Below are 14,464 nucleotides of genomic sequence, written 5' to 3'. Positions count from 1 at the left end.
CCTTCTTGATTCTGTCACTCTGTAACAGGAGCTTTGCCGGGCCGGCTTTGGCGCGATCGAAACCGCGCCGGGACGAATGGCCCGAGCGTGAGCGGGCTTATAGAAAGAAGGGTTTTGGAAGTCAATCCGGCGTCGGCGCGGCGTGGACGCAGGCTTCATGACGGTAATTTAATGTTCCGGCCAAAGGATGAAATTGGCAAAAATGCCGTAATCGCCTAATCTTGGCCGATCAAGTGATTGTGAAGACAGGATCGCATGAGCGAAACCAGCCAGGCGGGGGAAGTGAACGGAACGGCGCCCGCCGCCGTCCGCACGGTACCCCTGTCGCGCGGCCTGTCGACGAAACTGCTGCTGCTGACGATCGTTTTCGTGCTTCTGGCCGAAGTGCTCATCTTCCTGCCCTGGATCGCCAGCTACCGGCTGAGCTGGCTCAAGGAACGGCTGAGCACAGCGGCGGCCGTGTCGATCGTGCTGGTGCAGGGCGAGTCGACTTCGCTGTCGCGCACGGCGCAGAATGACGTGCTGATGGCGATCGGCGCCAAGGCGATCGCGGTGCGCGACGGCGGCGTCTCGCGGCTTCTGGTGGTGGCGGACATGCCGCCTCAGGTCGACGAGCATATCGACCTCGCCAGCGTCGGCATGATCAAGGGCATGACCGGCGCGCTCGATACGCTGTTCTTCGGCGGCGACCGGATGCTGCGCGTCTTCGGTCCGGTCGGCGACAGCGACAAGGAATTCGAGCTGATCATGCCGGACTACTCGCTGCGCAAGGCCATGCTCATCTATTCGCGCAACGTCGCCTTCGTCTCGCTGCTGATCTCGCTGTTCACCGCCATGCTGGTCTATGCCGCGATCGACCTGATCATGATCGGGCCGATCCGCACCATGACGCGCTCGATGCTGTCCTTCTCCGAAGCGCCCGACGATCCCGGCCGCATCATCCGTCCCGCCGCCCGCTCCGATGAGATCGGCGTCGCCGAACGCGAGCTGTCGCAGATGCAGGAGCGGCTGCAGAAGATGCTTTCGGAGCAGAAACACCTTGCCGATCTCGGCCTGGCGGTGTCGAAGATCAACCACGACATGCGCAACATCCTGGCCTCGGCGCAGCTGATATCGGACCGCCTGCGCCAGGTCAGGGACCCAACCGTGCAGGCCTTCGCGCCGAAGCTCTTGCGCGCGCTGGACCGGGCCGTCTCCTATTCGGAAGGCGTGCTGCACTATGGCCGCACGCAGGAGCCGCCGCCTTCGCGCCGCCGGGTGCGGCTGCGCCAGCTGGTCGAGGACGTGCACGGCCTGCTCGACATCGAGGAAGGCATCGAGTTCATCAACGCCGTCGAGGCGGCTTTCGAGGTGGACGCCGATTCCGACCAGCTGTTCAGGGTGCTCACCAATCTGTGCCGCAACTCGGTGCAGGCGATGGCGGCCGACACGGAGAGCGCCGTGGTGCGGCGGCTCGCCGTATCGGCCGAGCGCATGGGCAGCGTCAGCCGCATCGCCGTCACCGATACCGGCCCCGGCCTGCCGCCGAAGGCGCGCGAAAACCTGTTCGCGGCGTTCCGCGGCTCGGCGCGCAGCGGCGGCACCGGCCTTGGCCTGGCGATCGCTCACGAACTGATCCGGGCGCATGGCGGTACTGTGGAACTGGTCGAATCGATCGGCGGGCGCACCACTTTCGCCGTCACCATTCCCGACCAGCCGGTGCGGCTCGATCAGGCCCGCGGCAGCCTGCGCCGCCCGGCGTGACGGCCTCGGCGCTGTTTTCCCGAGGCTTCTGCCCTTCGAGCCTGACGCTTTCGATGAGCTTCGCCCGAGACTTTTCCCCTCTCTGCCTGAGCGAGACCGGCTTCGCGGCAGCTTCAAAGCCCTGGGATCGGGGCCGTCGTCACCGGATGACACGCCCACGACAAAACTTTTGCCGGATCGGCTTGCTTTTCCCAAATTCAGTCGTTAGGGAACTGCACACATTCGCGGCCGGTCCTTCGGATCGGATCGCGGGGCCGTTGAAAACATGGCCTGATGCGCGCCCGTAGCTCAGCTGGATAGAGCACCAGACTACGAATCTGGGGGTCAGGAGTTCGAATCTCTTCGGGCGCGCCATTTCATCCACTGCCACCGCGCGACGCCACAATTTCCCGCCGATAGCCGCCGGAACCTCGCCCGAGCCGAGATCGGGAAATGGCGGAAGGCGAAAAGCGCAGCAGCACGCTACTCCGGGAGCCCGGCGGTCCGCAGCGCATCGCCAAGAGTTGCCGCAAGCGCCGGGGCACAATTCACCCCGGCGAACTGGCGGCCATAGCGGAATGCTGGATGCAGTTCGAGCACCCTCGCGGCGGCTGCCTTTGCTTCTTCCAGCCGTCCGAGTTTCACGAGTGCCGCGGCCAATTGCACATAAGTGATGCTGTGCGCGGGATTGGCCTGAACTGACTTGTAGGCCGCACGGCAGGATTCCTCATAGCGGCCGCGCAGCAGATGGCTCATCGCCTGCGCGTCGAACGCGGCGAAGGCCCATGGATCGAACGGGCTGAGCCGCATGCCGCGCTCGCTCCATTCGATGGCCCGTTCGGCGTCGCCGGCCCACCCGAGAATGACGCTGCCAAGGATGTAGGTCAGTGCAGACGATGGACTGATGGCGAGTGCGGCTTCCAGCGCGGTGAAAGCAGCGCCGCGGTCGTGCCCATCCATGCCAATGGAAAACCCCGCCAGCGTCAGCGCCGCCGCATCGTCCTGTCCGTGCAGAATCGCGGAACGGGCGTGGCGGATCGAAGCGGCACGGTTGGCTTCCTGCAAGCCGGCGCGGAGGAAGAGGCAATGGTGGCACATCGCCGCGCTGCCGTGCGCCAACGCGTAAGCGGGATCGAGTTCGATCGCACGTTCGAGCAACACAAGCGCTCGCGTGATCTGCTCAGGCATGCCGGAATCGACATCGAGCTGGGCCCGGAGCACGAGATCGTAGGCATCGAGACTGTCGGGACGCTTGCGCTTCACCCTGTCGATTTCGGCACGCCGTATGCTTGGTGCAATTGCGCCAACGGCCGACAGCGCGATCTCATCCTGAAGCGCGAAGATATCGTCGGAGCTGCGGTCGTAGCGTTCGGCCCACACATGAGCGCCGGTCGATGCATCGATCATCTGGCCGGTCACACGCACGTTGCAGCCCGCCTTTCGCACGCTGCCTTCGAGCACGTAGCGCACGCCAAGTTCGCGACCGACCTGCTTCACGTCCACGGCACGACCCTTGTAGGCGAAGGTTGAGTTTCGCGCGATGACGAACAGCCACTTAATGCGTGCGAGGCCCGTGATGATGTCGTCGACCATCCCTTCGGCGAAGTAGTTCTGCTCTGGATCGCCGCTCAGGTTCGAGAACGGCAGAACCGCGACGGATGGCTTGTCGGGCAATGTCAGTGCCGACCCGGCAGGGGCAGGATCATTGGCCGCAACGGCCGGTCCGACATAGCGATAGCCGCGCCGCGGCAACGTTTCGATCCAGCTCTCCGCATCCGCCGCCTGCGCCAGCACCCGGCGCAAGGCTGCGATCTGAACCGTCAGATTGTTGTCGGCAACCGCCAATCCGCCCCAGCCGGCCTCGACCAGCGCGTCCTTTGACACCGGTACGCCCGCGTTTTCGAGCAGTTGGCGCAGCAGCGCGACGGCGCGCCGCCCAAGCATGGTCGGCTCGGTCCCTCGGTAGAGAATGCCCGCCGCCGGATCGAGGCGGAACGGGCCGAACCGGTAGATGTCGCCTCCGATTGTCATTCAACGCTTTTAGCAGATTTTTAGGAACGGATTCACGACTTCCCGGCACGGAGCACCGATCTTACGCACGTGCCTGCAGAAGTCAGCACATGGTCGATGGAGGATCACATGAGCGCCGATGCCGTCATTCGCATGCCCGATGAGAAGAACGGAGTCATGCTGCGTGGTCATCCTATGGTCTTCCTCGTCACCGGCGAACATACCAAGCACACGAGCATGTTCGACTGGACGATCCCGGCGGGGTTCGCCACCGGGCGGCATGTTCACCGGGTGCAGGAGGAGACCTTCTACCTGCTCGAGGGCGAGTGTGAGTGGCATGTCGGCGACAAAACGATCCGCGCAACGCCCGGAACCTATCTGTTCATCCCGCCATGCGTGCCACACAACATCACGAATGTCAGCGAGAAACCGGCCCGCGTGCTGATGACAGTCTCTCCGCCCGGGCATGAGCACTATTTCGAAGAACTCGCGAAACTCGCTGCGCAGGGTGCGCCGGACCCAAAGGCGCTCGCCGATCTGCGAAACCGCTATGACACGGATCAGCTCTCGACTTTGACGACAAGACCGTGAGATCGATCAGGGCCGCAACGTCGCCAGTCGCCGGTTTTCCGGCTTCATCTGAGCGCCCTCAGCCACATCGAGAAGGCCGCGATGGCCGGCATCCGCGGACTGTGGGCCATGGAGACGAGATAAAATCCGTAGCCGGGCAGGGAGAGCGGATGCGCCTTCACCAGCAGTCCGTTTCTCAATTCATTGCTCACGACCACGTCACTGCAGATCGCAACTCCCTGTCCGCCGACAACGGCATCGATCGCATGGAGCTCCTCGCGGAAACTCAGGTCCCAGACCTTTTCGAGGGGGGTGAAATCGGGATCGATCGACCGTGCAACCGCCAGCCATTGCCGCCAGGTCGGCGCTTCCGGATCGCGGTTCATCCAGTCATAGTGGATCAAAGGAAGACGCAGGAGATCCGCAGCCCGCGTGATCGGGCCATGGCGCTCCAGCAGATGTGGGCTGCAAACGGGAATGTATACGTCCCGAAACACCTCGTGTGCCACAAAATCGAGCGGCGGCTTTCGCGCATAGCGGATTGCGACGTCCGCGGCGCCCGCCCTCAGATCGAGGACAGTGTCCGTGCCGATGATCTCCAAAGGGACGGCGGGGTTTGCTTCACGCCATTTCGGCAGTTGCGGAACCAGCCATTTGCTGGCGAACGCGTTCGGGCTCGTCACGCGCAGCGGCGCTTGTACATCCTCTTCGATCAATAGCGCCACCGCCGAGGCCAACGCGTCGAAGCCATTGCGCAAGGCCGGATAGAGACGAGCGCCCGCGCTCGTTAGGAGCAACGGCCGCGGGCGGCGTTGGAACAGCTTGACACCGCAGGCCTCTTCCAACTGTCGGATCTGGTGGCTGATTGCCGTCGGCGTCACGCCGAGCTCCTTCGCGGCGGTCCCGAAGCTGTGATGCCGGGCTGCGGCCTCGAAGGCATGGAGCGCGCGAAGCGGTGGAAGCTTCCTCATTCCATCAGCGTAGATGAGATTTTCTCATCCAGCACCTGAATTCTTCGATTTTGAAATGGTTTGGCACTCCATGAGATGATGGCATGGGCATTTGCGGCGAGGAGCAGATCGGATGGAGCAGCGACAGCCATATGACGGCCTGATAGGCAAATCGCGCCCCGGACCTCGGCCCACCCCACGGCCACGGCTCAAGGGCAATGTGATCCTCGAGGGGAACGCCGGTTACGACGAGGCGCGTAAGGTCTGGAATGGCGCCATCGATAAAAAGCCGGCCATGATTGCCTACTGCGCCGATGCCCAGGATGTGGTTGAGGCTGTGACGTTCGCGAGATCCAGCGCGCTCCCGGTAGCCGTCCGCAGCGGAGGCCACAATGTCGCTGGCCTCTCGGTCTGTGACGGCGGCATGGTCATCGACCTGTCGCGGATGAAACGCATCGATGTCGATCCGGTCCGTCGAACCGCGCGCGCGGAGGCCGGCCTCGATCTGGGCGAATTCGATCGTGCCACGCAGGCGCACGGACTGGCGACCACCATGGGCGTCAACAGCGATACCGGTATCGCCGGGCTCACGCTTGGCGGCGGCTTCGGCAAGCTCGGGCGAAAATACGGGCTGACCTGCGACAATCTGATTGCCGCCGAAGTGGTGACCGCCGAGGGACAGATCCTGAGGGCCAGTGCGATCGAACACCCGGACCTGTTCTGGGGCTTGAGGGGCGGCGGCGGCAATTTTGGCATCGTGACGGCGTTTGAATACCAGTTGCATGCGATCGGCACTTCACTGCTTGTCGCGTCGGCGCTTCATCCTTACGATCAGGCGCGTGGCGCCATGCAGTTCTATGATGAATTCGCCCGAAACGCTGCCGATGAGGTAAACGTTGATGCGGCTCTCGTAACGCTGCCGTCGGGCGACCGGTTCTTCAGCATCGCCGGCAGCTATGTCGGTTCGCAACATGACGGCGAGCTTGCCCTTTCACCGATCGTCAAGTTCGGCTCGCCCGTCGAGACACGCCTGGCAACTGTCCCTTATCTTGAGATTCAGTCGGGCGGCGATGCCCTGTTTCCGCGCGGCCGCCGCTACTATTGGAAGGCGCAATTCCTGCGCCAGATCAGCATAGGCGCGATCGATGCGCTGCTCGACGCCTATGCGCGAGCTCCCAACACCTCGTCTTTGCTGGTTTTCCAGCACGTCGGCGGGGCAATCGCACGGGTTCCGATAGCGGATTCACCCTACGCCAATCGCGATGCGGCCTTCGACTGCTTTCCGATCGCGATCTGGAACGATCCGGCCGATGACGACGCGAACATGGGTTGGGCGCGCGAGCTGTGGAGCGCCCTCAGGCCCTATTCGACCGGCGGTGTCTATGCCAACAATCTCGGTGACGAGGGCGAGGACCGGGTGCGTGACGCCTATGGTGAAAATTACGCACGCCTTGTCGCGCTCAAGGACAAATACGATCCGACCAATTTCTTCCGTCTCAACCAGAATATCAAGCCGACGGCATAGTCTATGGCATTGGGCGAAATCCAGGTGCGAAGCCGCTGGACGATTCTTGCCGTCCTGTTCGTCGCTCGTGCCGCCATCGCTTTTCAGTTTCAGAGCGTCGCCGCCGTCGCGCCACAGCTCAGCCAGGCTCTCGGCGCGAGTCTGGCCGATATCGGTGTTCTGATCGGACTCTATTTTGCGCCGGGCGCCATGCTGGCCTTGCCTGGCGGCGCGATCGGCCGCCGCTATGGCGACAAGGTGACGGTCCTCGCCGGACTGGTGATGATGCTGGCCGGCGAACTGCTGATGACCGCGTCACCGTCATGGAGCGCGCAGATCGCGGGCCGACTGACGGCGGGCATCGGCGGTGTTCTCCTGAATGTTCTGATGACCAAGATGGTCGCGGACTGGTTTGCCGGTCGGGAAATCGCCACCGCGATGGCCGTTTTCATCAACTCGTGGCCGGCTGGCATCGCAATCTCGCTGATGCTGTTGCCAGCAATCGGAGCGACATTCGGGCTGCATGCCGTCAACCTTGCCGTCGCGGGGTTGATCCTGATCGGTCTCTGCCTCGTGACTTTGGTCTATCGCGCGCCAGATGCGCCCGTCGCGGTCAAAGCAGAGCGCGGCAACCTGACCGCCGGCACGATCTGCGCGGTGATTGCCGCCGGCTTGATCTGGTGCCTCTACAATATCGGCTTTGCGATGATCTTCAGTTTCGGGCCGTCGATGCTTGTCGAGCGAGGCTGGTCCAGTGCGGCCGCCGGACCAACCATCAGTATCGTGCTCTGGCTCGCCGTGCTTTCGGTTCCGTTCGGCGGCTTCCTCGCCGATCGGACCAAACGCGGAGAGACCATCCTCGTGACAGGCTGCATTGCCTTCGCGATTCTGACACTTCTCCTGTCGCGAAGCGGCGCCGTGCTTCCCATCGTCGTCGCTCTTGGAATCTTCTGCGGCTTGCCGGCTGGTGCGATCATGAGCCTGCCCGCGCGCGTGCTCGAGCAGAAAACGCGGCCGATCGGAATGGGATTATTCTACACGGTCTACTACGCCGGCATGCTGGCCGGACCGGCGATCGGAGGAAAGCTCTCCACATCGGTCGGCTCCGCGAGCGCCGCGCTCGACTTCGGCGCCGTCGCGCTCCTGGTTTGCCCGGTCATCCTGTGGCTCTTTCGTCGTATCGTTGCCGGCCGGTATCGGCCGGCCGCTTCACCGACTTGAGCGCGAGGCGGAGGTCACGCAAGGTCTGCGCTCCGGCTATTGTCGGTCGTAAAGTCCACAGGCCGCGATAAGGCGCACCAACTCCGCCTGTCGCCGCGTCTCCGTCTTTTCGGATAGGTGCTGCAGCTGGGTGCGGGCCGTGCCCGGGCCGATTTCAAGCTCATCCGCGACCACCTGAAGCCCTTCGCCGCGTGCGATCACCATGGCCGCGGCGGCTGCGGCCGCGGTCAGCCGACAGAGATTGCTCAACTGGTCCTGCGCGGTCTGCGGCGCGCTGTCCGGATCGGCCACGAACACGATCGCGGCGGGGATCGCAGGCCGGACCATTCACTGTTTGAGGGACCAGAGCGCTTGGAATGCGCTTCCGCAGGGCGTGAACCGCAAGGTCGCGTCATAGCTGGTCCTAACCGTACACGAAAGGCCGCCTAGCTCCCGCGCCTAAGGCACTGCGCCGGACAACATTAGAACGATGCCGACCGCTATCATTAGCAGCCCTGGCCAGTTGCGCGAGAAGCCGAGAAACCCGAGCCCACGCCGGCGCGGCTCAAGAGTTGGGCCAGGCGTTGCCAGCCTTGAGGTCGACCGATCGGCTGGAGTGCCGTGCGGTGCCAAATTGCTGAGCCGACCGTATGAGAGTGCCGCGCCTGCCATGTAGACAATGCCAGCGATGATGAGTAACGCACCGATGAGGATGACAGTCAATTTTCGTCCTCCTCTCTTTAGCTTTCCAAGCCTGGCCCCGCAAATGAATGAAACGATCGTGACGGCTGACAGTTCCGGCAGGAGTGCCCAATCGGCTTGGACGTGTCGGGCCCGATGAAGGTGAGCGACCGTACGAGGCCGGCGCTTTCGCCACCTACGCAGGACCGGAGGTCAGTGCCGCGGGGAAACTCAGCGTTCTGGCTCCAATCGGCCAAACAACTGCTCGGCGACCAGCATAAGGGCCTTGCCCACCATCGCGATGCCGGAAATTTGGCTGACGATTTGGGCGGCTCGCGGTCGCGTTCGCAGCAAAGATTGTGACGAACTGAGACGGTTCAGAGCGGCCTCTTGGGACCCATAGACCTGCCAGTGACCATTGATTGACCATGGCCTCCGCGACAGTCCTGAAGCGAAGTCCTTTTGGAATATCTTAGCCAATCGAGCCTAAACCGACGTCTGATTACGGCCCCTCAATAACCGCTGAGGACGAGGCGGCAACCGGGTGGTGAGCAGATTCTGTCGCGCGGCACGGTGTCTGCGCGGCTACGGTCGAGACCCGTAATGGCCGATTCTCGCGACATGTGCTCTCCGTCGCTAGTGGGAGACTACAGCGCCCTTGTCGGTCCAGGTGGGCGGCAAGCCAAATCGGGCGGCGACGAGCCCCGAAATGCCGGGAGCCTTCCCGAACGCCTTGCAGGCGTCGTATTTCGGATTGCCGCCCAGCGAGGCGCGCAGTCTTTGCATGGATGGTATCGCCGGCATTCCCTTGAATGGGTCCTTGCCCGTGACCACCATGCGGGCGAAGTTCGCGGCGAAGGCCGAAGAGAGGGCGTACGCATCCCCGACAGCGGACACCCGAGGCTTTGTCGTGATCATGTTGGCACCGCGCGACCAGAGCATGGCTGCCCTTTGCGAGCCTTCCTTGTCGATCGCCTCGGCCTCGATCGCCAGGCCGCCGAGGCCGATCGGAAGGCGCGGGATTGGAACCCCGAGCCCCGCCGCCGCGCCGCCGAGCGACGCAACGACGGAACCCGCCGCTGCCGTACGGTTCGTCGCAACGATGTTGGTGACCGTCGCTTGGACGGTGAGGTCCGCCGGCTGGCTCGCGGCCACGACCCTGAAGCGGTCGGCAAGGTCGGTGCAGAGTGCCCGGTCGATCGCGTTGGTCACCAGCGCCAGGTCGTCGGTATCAAAGCCACGGCTGCCGACCTGCGTAGAGGTCGGTACAATGCGCACGGTCTGCGCCGCGAGCAACGGTGCCGAATCCACGCGCAATTTTGCATGCGTGAGGGTGCCGCCCGATGGGCGCATTCCGGCGGAGGAATCGAGGGACGTGCCCTCCGGCAAGGGCACATTTGTGCAGGCGGACAACCATGAGAACAGGGCCACGCTGAGCGCTGCCCGCGGCCGCATTTCAAGTCGCCGAAGCTTCACGATCATTGTCAAAATCGCCTGAACCGGGGATCAAGGGTTCAGGCTTTACCGGCCCCAGCGTTAATGGCGGTAAAGGCAGTGTAAAGTTCGGTAAAACTTGCCATCAGCCTCGATCTTTAGCCGGCGCATACGTCGCCGGCTGCCCGGCAAGCGCCAGCGTGATCGCGCGGCCCTGCAACCGCACGCACGCTCGAAACCGTCTCAACGGGCTGGCAGCAGCTATCAAAAGAGGGGCAACATAGGCTTGAGGAGCCCTGCAAATCGCAACGTCTCGATGAGTTCGGACGCGGGGATTGCCAGGAGAAAGCAAGAACTGTCGATTGCAGTACGCTTCAGCGCAGCTGGGTTGAACGACATGGGCAACTGATCTGCGGCGCCGCCGGCGCTTCGTCCGAGGCGGGGGAAGAAGGCGGGAACCTCGCGGCAATATTCCCGGTAAGCATCGCCGAAAAGCCCGTCCAGAGCGATCGATTCGCGGGCGCAGACATAAGCGAAGACCAGATACCCGAACAAAAAATAGAAGGCCGCAATAGCGATCGACCCAAAAGTCAGGCCGATGCCGGCAAGCCCCAGGGAAGAAAAGAAGTACAGCGGGTTGCGGGTGTATCGATAAGGGCCGTTCGGTAATGAGGTCTCGATTCTTGTGTCCGCCTATATACAGCGATGCCCAGCACCGCCCGGCGATACATAGGAGGATAAAGGCGCAACCCATGAATTCCATGCCTTGGCGGGGAAGAGTCTCCGGCGGCCAAGCGCTCTGCGACAACAGGATTGGCATCAAAAGCAATGGGACGGCCAGCCAGAGGAACCGCATCCTCTTGCCCTGCTGGAACACCGCATCGGTCGCCGACATCAGTCCGTTCTCTCGCATTTGAAGAACCGGGATCACGGTCCAGCTTTAGCGATGCCGGCGTTAATGGCCGTAAAGGCAGTGTAAAGTTGAGTAAAACTTGCGATTAGCCTCGATCTTTCGCCGGGCTGCTCATCGCCGGCCGCCGGGGAATCTCCAGCGTGATGGCCAGGCCGCCGACATCCGGTAGCGACGCGTACACCCGCCCGCCATGGCCCTCGATCGCCTGCCTGGCGATCGCAAGGCCAAGACCGTACCCGCCTCCCGGTGCCGCGTCGTTCCCGCGGGAGAATGGCTGGAAGATCCGTTCGAGTTCGCCTCGCCCGACGCCCAGCCCCCGATCGGCGACGCGCACCTTGAGGAGGTCGCCTGTCGTCTGGCATTGCACGGTGACTTGCGAATGTTCGGCGGTGTATTTGACGGCGTTGCGAATGACGTTTTCCAGCGCCCGGTAGATCAGCTCGCCTTCGACCTCGGCAAGGAAGCTGCCGTCAACATTGGCGGTGATCGAAACCTCGCGGGCCTGGGCTTCGAACGCTGCGTCGCCCAGGATTTCGTTCAGGAGATCGATCACGTCCAGCGTCTGTGTCTTCAGCGGGAGCCGGGAACCGGCTGTCAGCCTGGCGAGAGTGAGCACTTCGCCAACCAGCGCATCGAGCCGTTCGACCTCCCGGTCCATGCGGTCCAGCATGGCATCGAGTTTGCCCGGACTCTGCCGAAGGACACCCCCAACGGCCTGCAAACGTGACAGCGGGGAGCGCAGTTCGTGGGATACGTCGTGGAAAAGTCTCTGCTGTGCATCCTGCAGCTCCTGCAGCCGCGCGGCGCTGGAATCGAAGTCATGCGCGAGTGCGGAGACCTCATCCTTGCGACCTGCCATCTTGTGCCCGATGCGGACGTCGAAACGGCCATGGGCAAGCGCGCTCAGGCCGTCGCGAAGGTGGACGACAGGACGAATGAGATATCGGACGAGCGCGGCCGCCGATATCGCGCTCGAAATCAGAATACCGAACCCCGGTACGAACGGACCAAGCTTGTCGAGAATGACATTGCCTTGCCGAGGCACGGAGATCCGGTAGCAACTCCCGTCCTTCAGGACGGTTCTTGTCTCCGCCGTGCTCCTGTCGGCACATGCGCCGGTCTCCGCGATCCGCGAGATCGTGAGGCCGACCGGTACCGTGTCCTCGCTCGCATGGGCAAGGCGCCGGGCGGCTTCTTCACCGTCCTTGACGAGCAGGTTCTCGGTCAGGTCGAGGACGACTTCGCGCTTCTGGCGTTCCAGTTTCGAAGCGGAAGGAAGCGTCTCGAAGAAGTTGAGCGTCGCGATTATGATCGCGACGGACCCGGCAAGCGTCAGCCAGGTTATCACGAAGAACTTCTTGAACAGTCGGGGCATGTCAGTCCAAAAGAAGTTGATAGCCTTGGCCGCGGACAGACTTTATCCGCGACTGTCCATCTTCCCCGAGGCCGAGCTTCTGACGCACGCTGCTGATATGGACGTCGATGCGGCGATCGAACGGGGTCAGCGGCTTTCCAAAAGCCCGTTTCGACATGTCTTGCTTCGATATCAACTGGCCGGCATTGCGGGCGAGAACTTCGAGCAGGCTGAACTCCGTGCCGGTAAGCTCCAGCGGCCGTCCGTTCCATTCGGCGGTTCTGTTGCCTGGATGAACCACCAGTCGTCCGGCCCTCAGCGTTTCGGCGGCCGCGCCGGCGGCAGGCTGGTTCGCACGACGAAGGATGGCGCGCACCCTGGCCGCGAGTTCTCCAGGCGAACAGGGTTTCGTCACATAATCGTCGGCACCGAGGTTCAGGCCGGATATCCGGTCGATGTCATCGCCTCTCGCCGTCAGCATCAGCACGGGAACCTGGCTCAGCTTCCTGATCCTTTGCAGGACCTCGATCCCGGTCATTCGGGGCATCATGATATCGAGCACGATCAGGTCCGCCGCGTTGCGCGCGGCGGCGGCAATCGCCGTGCCGCCGTCCGTGCCTGTCGCGACGTCATACCCTTCTTCGACCAGGTATTCCTGCAGCAGCGTCGTCAACTCGACATCGTCGTCGATGAGGAGGACCTTGTTCATTGCACTCCGTCCGTCATTCACGCCGGTCACCCATAAGGCACAATCGCGCGCGGGCGGCGGGATTTTACCCAGCTTAACACAACTTGACCGCGCTCAAGGTTCACCCGGCTACGCATGCACCGGCGACACCGGTCGCGTCCGACCACCGCTGAGATCCGTCGGCCTTCAATTTGGCTTCGCCGGTCCGCCCCGCTTTCATAGCGGCGATGAGATCGGCGCGCATCGCCGATTACCGGCTCATGCCGGCGAAACTCAGACCCGCTGGCACCTGACTATATCCGCCTGAACATGTAGGTCGTCGCGTGCAGCGCCTTGCCGTCCGGGTCCCAGGCGAAGTCAGGGATCACACCAGCCACCTCGAAGCCAACGGAAGCGTATAGCGGCTCCGCGGCGTCCCCGGTTCGCGTGTCGAGGGTTACGAGGGTTTTGCCCAGTTCACGCGCGCGATTCAGCGCTTCATTCATCAGGGCTCGCCCGATGCCGAGCCTGCGTGCTTGCGGATGGACGATCATCTTTGCGATCTCGCAGCGATGCGGCTGGTTGGGCGGCATGGCGGTGAGAAGCTGGACGGTTCCGACGATCTCGCCGCCCCGCTCAGCGCCGAAAAGCACTCTGCGTCCCGCAGCGACCCCACGGTGAACATCGCCCGACCAGAACCGAGCCGCGTCCTCGTAGGGCATGGGCGCCATGAAGCTGATCGCAGCTCCATCGGCTACGCTGTCTGCGAGAACCCTGGAAAGCTCCCCCAGCCTTTTCTCGATGGCGAGACCGTCGAGTTCAATGATCTGCGTTTCCATGTATGGCGGTTCCTTAAGCCATGGCGATAATGTAGCGGGCCGATTGTTCGCCGGTCTCAAAGGAAGAGGCGCCGCGCAGCCGATAGCGCAGGCAGTCACCGGGACGCAGGTCGTGCCGAACGCCATCGGCGATCAAAACAAGCGCACCCGCCAAAAGCACCAAGTGGTGTTCGTGCCCCGGAAGAGCGGGCCGCTCGTAGACGATGCGCTGGTTGGGCGCGATCTCGCACTCGATCATTTCCAGCTTCAGTCGCCCGCTGGGCGGCGAAAGAGCACGGCGGGTGAAGCCCTTCTCCTGGTCCGACCATATGCTTTGGTCAGCGCGGCGGACAAGCGGGGGAAAGTCCGGCTCGAGCGGCGCCAGAAGCTGGGAAAGCGGCAACGCGAAAGCCGATGCCAGACGACCAAGCGTTTCCGCTGTTGGGCTGACTTCGCCATTCTCGATCCGGGACAGCGTCGCCCGACTGACCCCGCTGTTTGCCGCGAGCTCCTGAAGGGTAAGTCCACGATCTGCCCGGAGCAGGCGAAGATGGTCGGCCAAGGCTTGGGATGAGGCTGTGTCCATATGTGGGAAAATATCCCAAATCAGAGAAATTGCAAGCGGAGCCCGACCAAAATCG

The 14,464-nt window shown here is 63.0% G+C and carries 14 protein-coding genes and 1 tRNA gene; 5 read left to right on the top strand and 10 right to left on the bottom strand.

The features are described 5' to 3' along the window. Nucleotides 1–255: 255 nt before the first annotated feature. On the top strand, nt 256–1,743 hold the full coding sequence (locus tag FJV83_RS16285; RefSeq protein ID WP_095773277.1) for a HAMP domain-containing sensor histidine kinase: 1,488 nt from the start codon (nt 256–258) through the stop codon (nt 1,741–1,743). Between the two features lie 277 nt (nt 1,744–2,020). Further along, nucleotides 2,021–2,097 (top strand) — tRNA-Arg (locus FJV83_RS16280). A gap of 108 nt (nt 2,098–2,205) precedes the next feature. On the opposite strand, the gene FJV83_RS16275 is transcribed toward FJV83_RS16280, so the two are convergent. Then, complete coding sequence (locus FJV83_RS16275; protein ID WP_142885811.1) at nt 2,206–3,753, bottom strand: winged helix-turn-helix domain-containing tetratricopeptide repeat protein; 1,548 nt, start codon at nt 3,751–3,753, stop codon at nt 2,206–2,208. Between the two features lie 108 nt (nt 3,754–3,861). On the opposite strand from FJV83_RS16275, the gene FJV83_RS16270 reads away from it, so the two are divergent. After that, nucleotides 3,862–4,323 (top strand): cupin domain-containing protein, encoded by a 462-nt coding sequence (locus FJV83_RS16270; protein ID WP_095788677.1) that lies wholly within the window; start codon nt 3,862–3,864, stop codon nt 4,321–4,323. Nucleotides 4,324–4,367: 44 nt separating this feature from the next. On the opposite strand, the gene FJV83_RS16265 is transcribed toward FJV83_RS16270, so the two are convergent. Beyond that, a complete protein-coding gene (locus tag FJV83_RS16265; protein WP_142885812.1) occupies nt 4,368–5,273 on the bottom strand; it encodes a LysR substrate-binding domain-containing protein in 906 nt (301 codons plus the stop codon). Nucleotides 5,274–5,385: 112 nt separating this feature from the next. Between FJV83_RS16265 and FJV83_RS16260 the strand changes: the two genes are divergently transcribed. Together FJV83_RS16260 and FJV83_RS16255 are read left to right on the top strand one after the other, a co-directional pair. Beyond that, on the top strand, nt 5,386–6,777 hold the full coding sequence (locus tag FJV83_RS16260; RefSeq protein WP_142885813.1) for an FAD-binding oxidoreductase: 1,392 nt from the start codon (nt 5,386–5,388) through the stop codon (nt 6,775–6,777). 3 nt (nt 6,778–6,780) lie between these two features. After that, nucleotides 6,781–7,977, top strand: coding sequence for an MFS transporter (locus FJV83_RS16255; RefSeq protein ID WP_246691873.1), 1,197 nt, complete (start codon nt 6,781–6,783; stop codon nt 7,975–7,977). A gap of 36 nt (nt 7,978–8,013) precedes the next feature. On the opposite strand, the gene FJV83_RS16250 is transcribed toward FJV83_RS16255, so the two are convergent. From FJV83_RS16250 to FJV83_RS16210, 8 genes are all read right to left on the bottom strand, one after another. Next, nucleotides 8,014–8,304, bottom strand: a complete 291-nt coding sequence (locus tag FJV83_RS16250; protein WP_142885814.1) for a helix-turn-helix transcriptional regulator — start codon at nt 8,302–8,304, stop codon at nt 8,014–8,016. Between the two features lie 111 nt (nt 8,305–8,415). Then, nucleotides 8,416–8,679 carry a hypothetical protein gene (locus FJV83_RS36985; protein ID WP_142885815.1) on the bottom strand — a complete coding sequence of 88 codons (264 nt, stop codon included), beginning with the start codon at nt 8,677–8,679 and terminating at the stop codon, nt 8,416–8,418. Between the two features lie 594 nt (nt 8,680–9,273). Then, nucleotides 9,274–10,119: a DUF3313 domain-containing protein gene (locus FJV83_RS16235; protein ID WP_142885816.1), complete on the bottom strand. Its 846-nt coding sequence runs from the start codon at nt 10,117–10,119 to the stop codon at nt 9,274–9,276. Nucleotides 10,120–10,335: 216 nt separating this feature from the next. Then, complete coding sequence (locus FJV83_RS16230) at nt 10,336–10,752, bottom strand: isoprenylcysteine carboxylmethyltransferase family protein (protein WP_142887458.1); 417 nt, start codon at nt 10,750–10,752, stop codon at nt 10,336–10,338. A gap of 317 nt (nt 10,753–11,069) precedes the next feature. After that, complete coding sequence (locus tag FJV83_RS16225) at nt 11,070–12,359, bottom strand: HAMP domain-containing sensor histidine kinase (RefSeq protein WP_142885818.1); 1,290 nt, start codon at nt 12,357–12,359, stop codon at nt 11,070–11,072. Nucleotide 12,360: 1 nt separating this feature from the next. Then, the gene (locus tag FJV83_RS16220) at nt 12,361–13,047 is read right to left on the bottom strand and encodes a response regulator transcription factor (protein ID WP_142885819.1); all 687 of its coding nucleotides are present in this window, start codon (nt 13,045–13,047) and stop codon (nt 12,361–12,363) included. A 272-nt stretch (nt 13,048–13,319) separates the two neighbouring features. Then, on the bottom strand, nt 13,320–13,844 hold the full coding sequence (locus tag FJV83_RS16215) for a GNAT family N-acetyltransferase (RefSeq protein ID WP_142885820.1): 525 nt from the start codon (nt 13,842–13,844) through the stop codon (nt 13,320–13,322). A 13-nt stretch (nt 13,845–13,857) separates the two neighbouring features. After that, entirely contained in the window at nt 13,858–14,409 is a 552-nt protein-coding gene (locus FJV83_RS16210) for an XRE family transcriptional regulator (RefSeq protein WP_142876711.1), read from the bottom strand. Nucleotides 14,410–14,464: the final 55 nt, after the last annotated feature.

This window comes from Mesorhizobium sp. WSM4307 (genome assembly GCF_007003945.1).
Classification (GTDB): Bacteria; Pseudomonadota; Alphaproteobacteria; order Rhizobiales; family Rhizobiaceae; genus Mesorhizobium.
The sequence above is the reverse complement of the archived record's forward strand: the minus strand, read 5'-3'. Positions and strand labels throughout refer to the sequence as shown.

Bases quoted from the DNA above. Each gene is read 5' to 3' on its own strand.
- FJV83_RS16285 (WP_095773277.1), top strand. From the start codon at position 256: ATGAGCGAAACCAGCCAGGCGGGGGAAGTGAACGGAACGGCGCCCGCC.
- FJV83_RS16275 (WP_142885811.1), bottom strand. From the start codon at position 3,753: ATGACAATCGGAGGCGACATCTACCGGTTCGGCCCGTTCCGCCTCGAT.
- FJV83_RS16270 (WP_095788677.1), top strand. From the start codon at position 3,862: ATGAGCGCCGATGCCGTCATTCGCATGCCCGATGAGAAGAACGGAGTC.
- FJV83_RS16265 (WP_142885812.1), bottom strand. From the start codon at position 5,273: ATGAGGAAGCTTCCACCGCTTCGCGCGCTCCATGCCTTCGAGGCCGCA.
- FJV83_RS16260 (WP_142885813.1), top strand. From the start codon at position 5,386: ATGGAGCAGCGACAGCCATATGACGGCCTGATAGGCAAATCGCGCCCC.
- FJV83_RS16255 (WP_246691873.1), top strand. From the start codon at position 6,781: ATGGCATTGGGCGAAATCCAGGTGCGAAGCCGCTGGACGATTCTTGCC.
- FJV83_RS16250 (WP_142885814.1), bottom strand. From the start codon at position 8,304: ATGGTCCGGCCTGCGATCCCCGCCGCGATCGTGTTCGTGGCCGATCCG.
- FJV83_RS16235 (WP_142885816.1), bottom strand. From the start codon at position 10,119: ATGATCGTGAAGCTTCGGCGACTTGAAATGCGGCCGCGGGCAGCGCTC.
- FJV83_RS16225 (WP_142885818.1), bottom strand. From the start codon at position 12,359: ATGCCCCGACTGTTCAAGAAGTTCTTCGTGATAACCTGGCTGACGCTT.
- FJV83_RS16220 (WP_142885819.1), bottom strand. From the start codon at position 13,047: ATGAACAAGGTCCTCCTCATCGACGACGATGTCGAGTTGACGACGCTG.
- FJV83_RS16215 (WP_142885820.1), bottom strand. From the start codon at position 13,844: ATGGAAACGCAGATCATTGAACTCGACGGTCTCGCCATCGAGAAAAGG.
- FJV83_RS16210 (WP_142876711.1), bottom strand. From the start codon at position 14,409: ATGGACACAGCCTCATCCCAAGCCTTGGCCGACCATCTTCGCCTGCTC.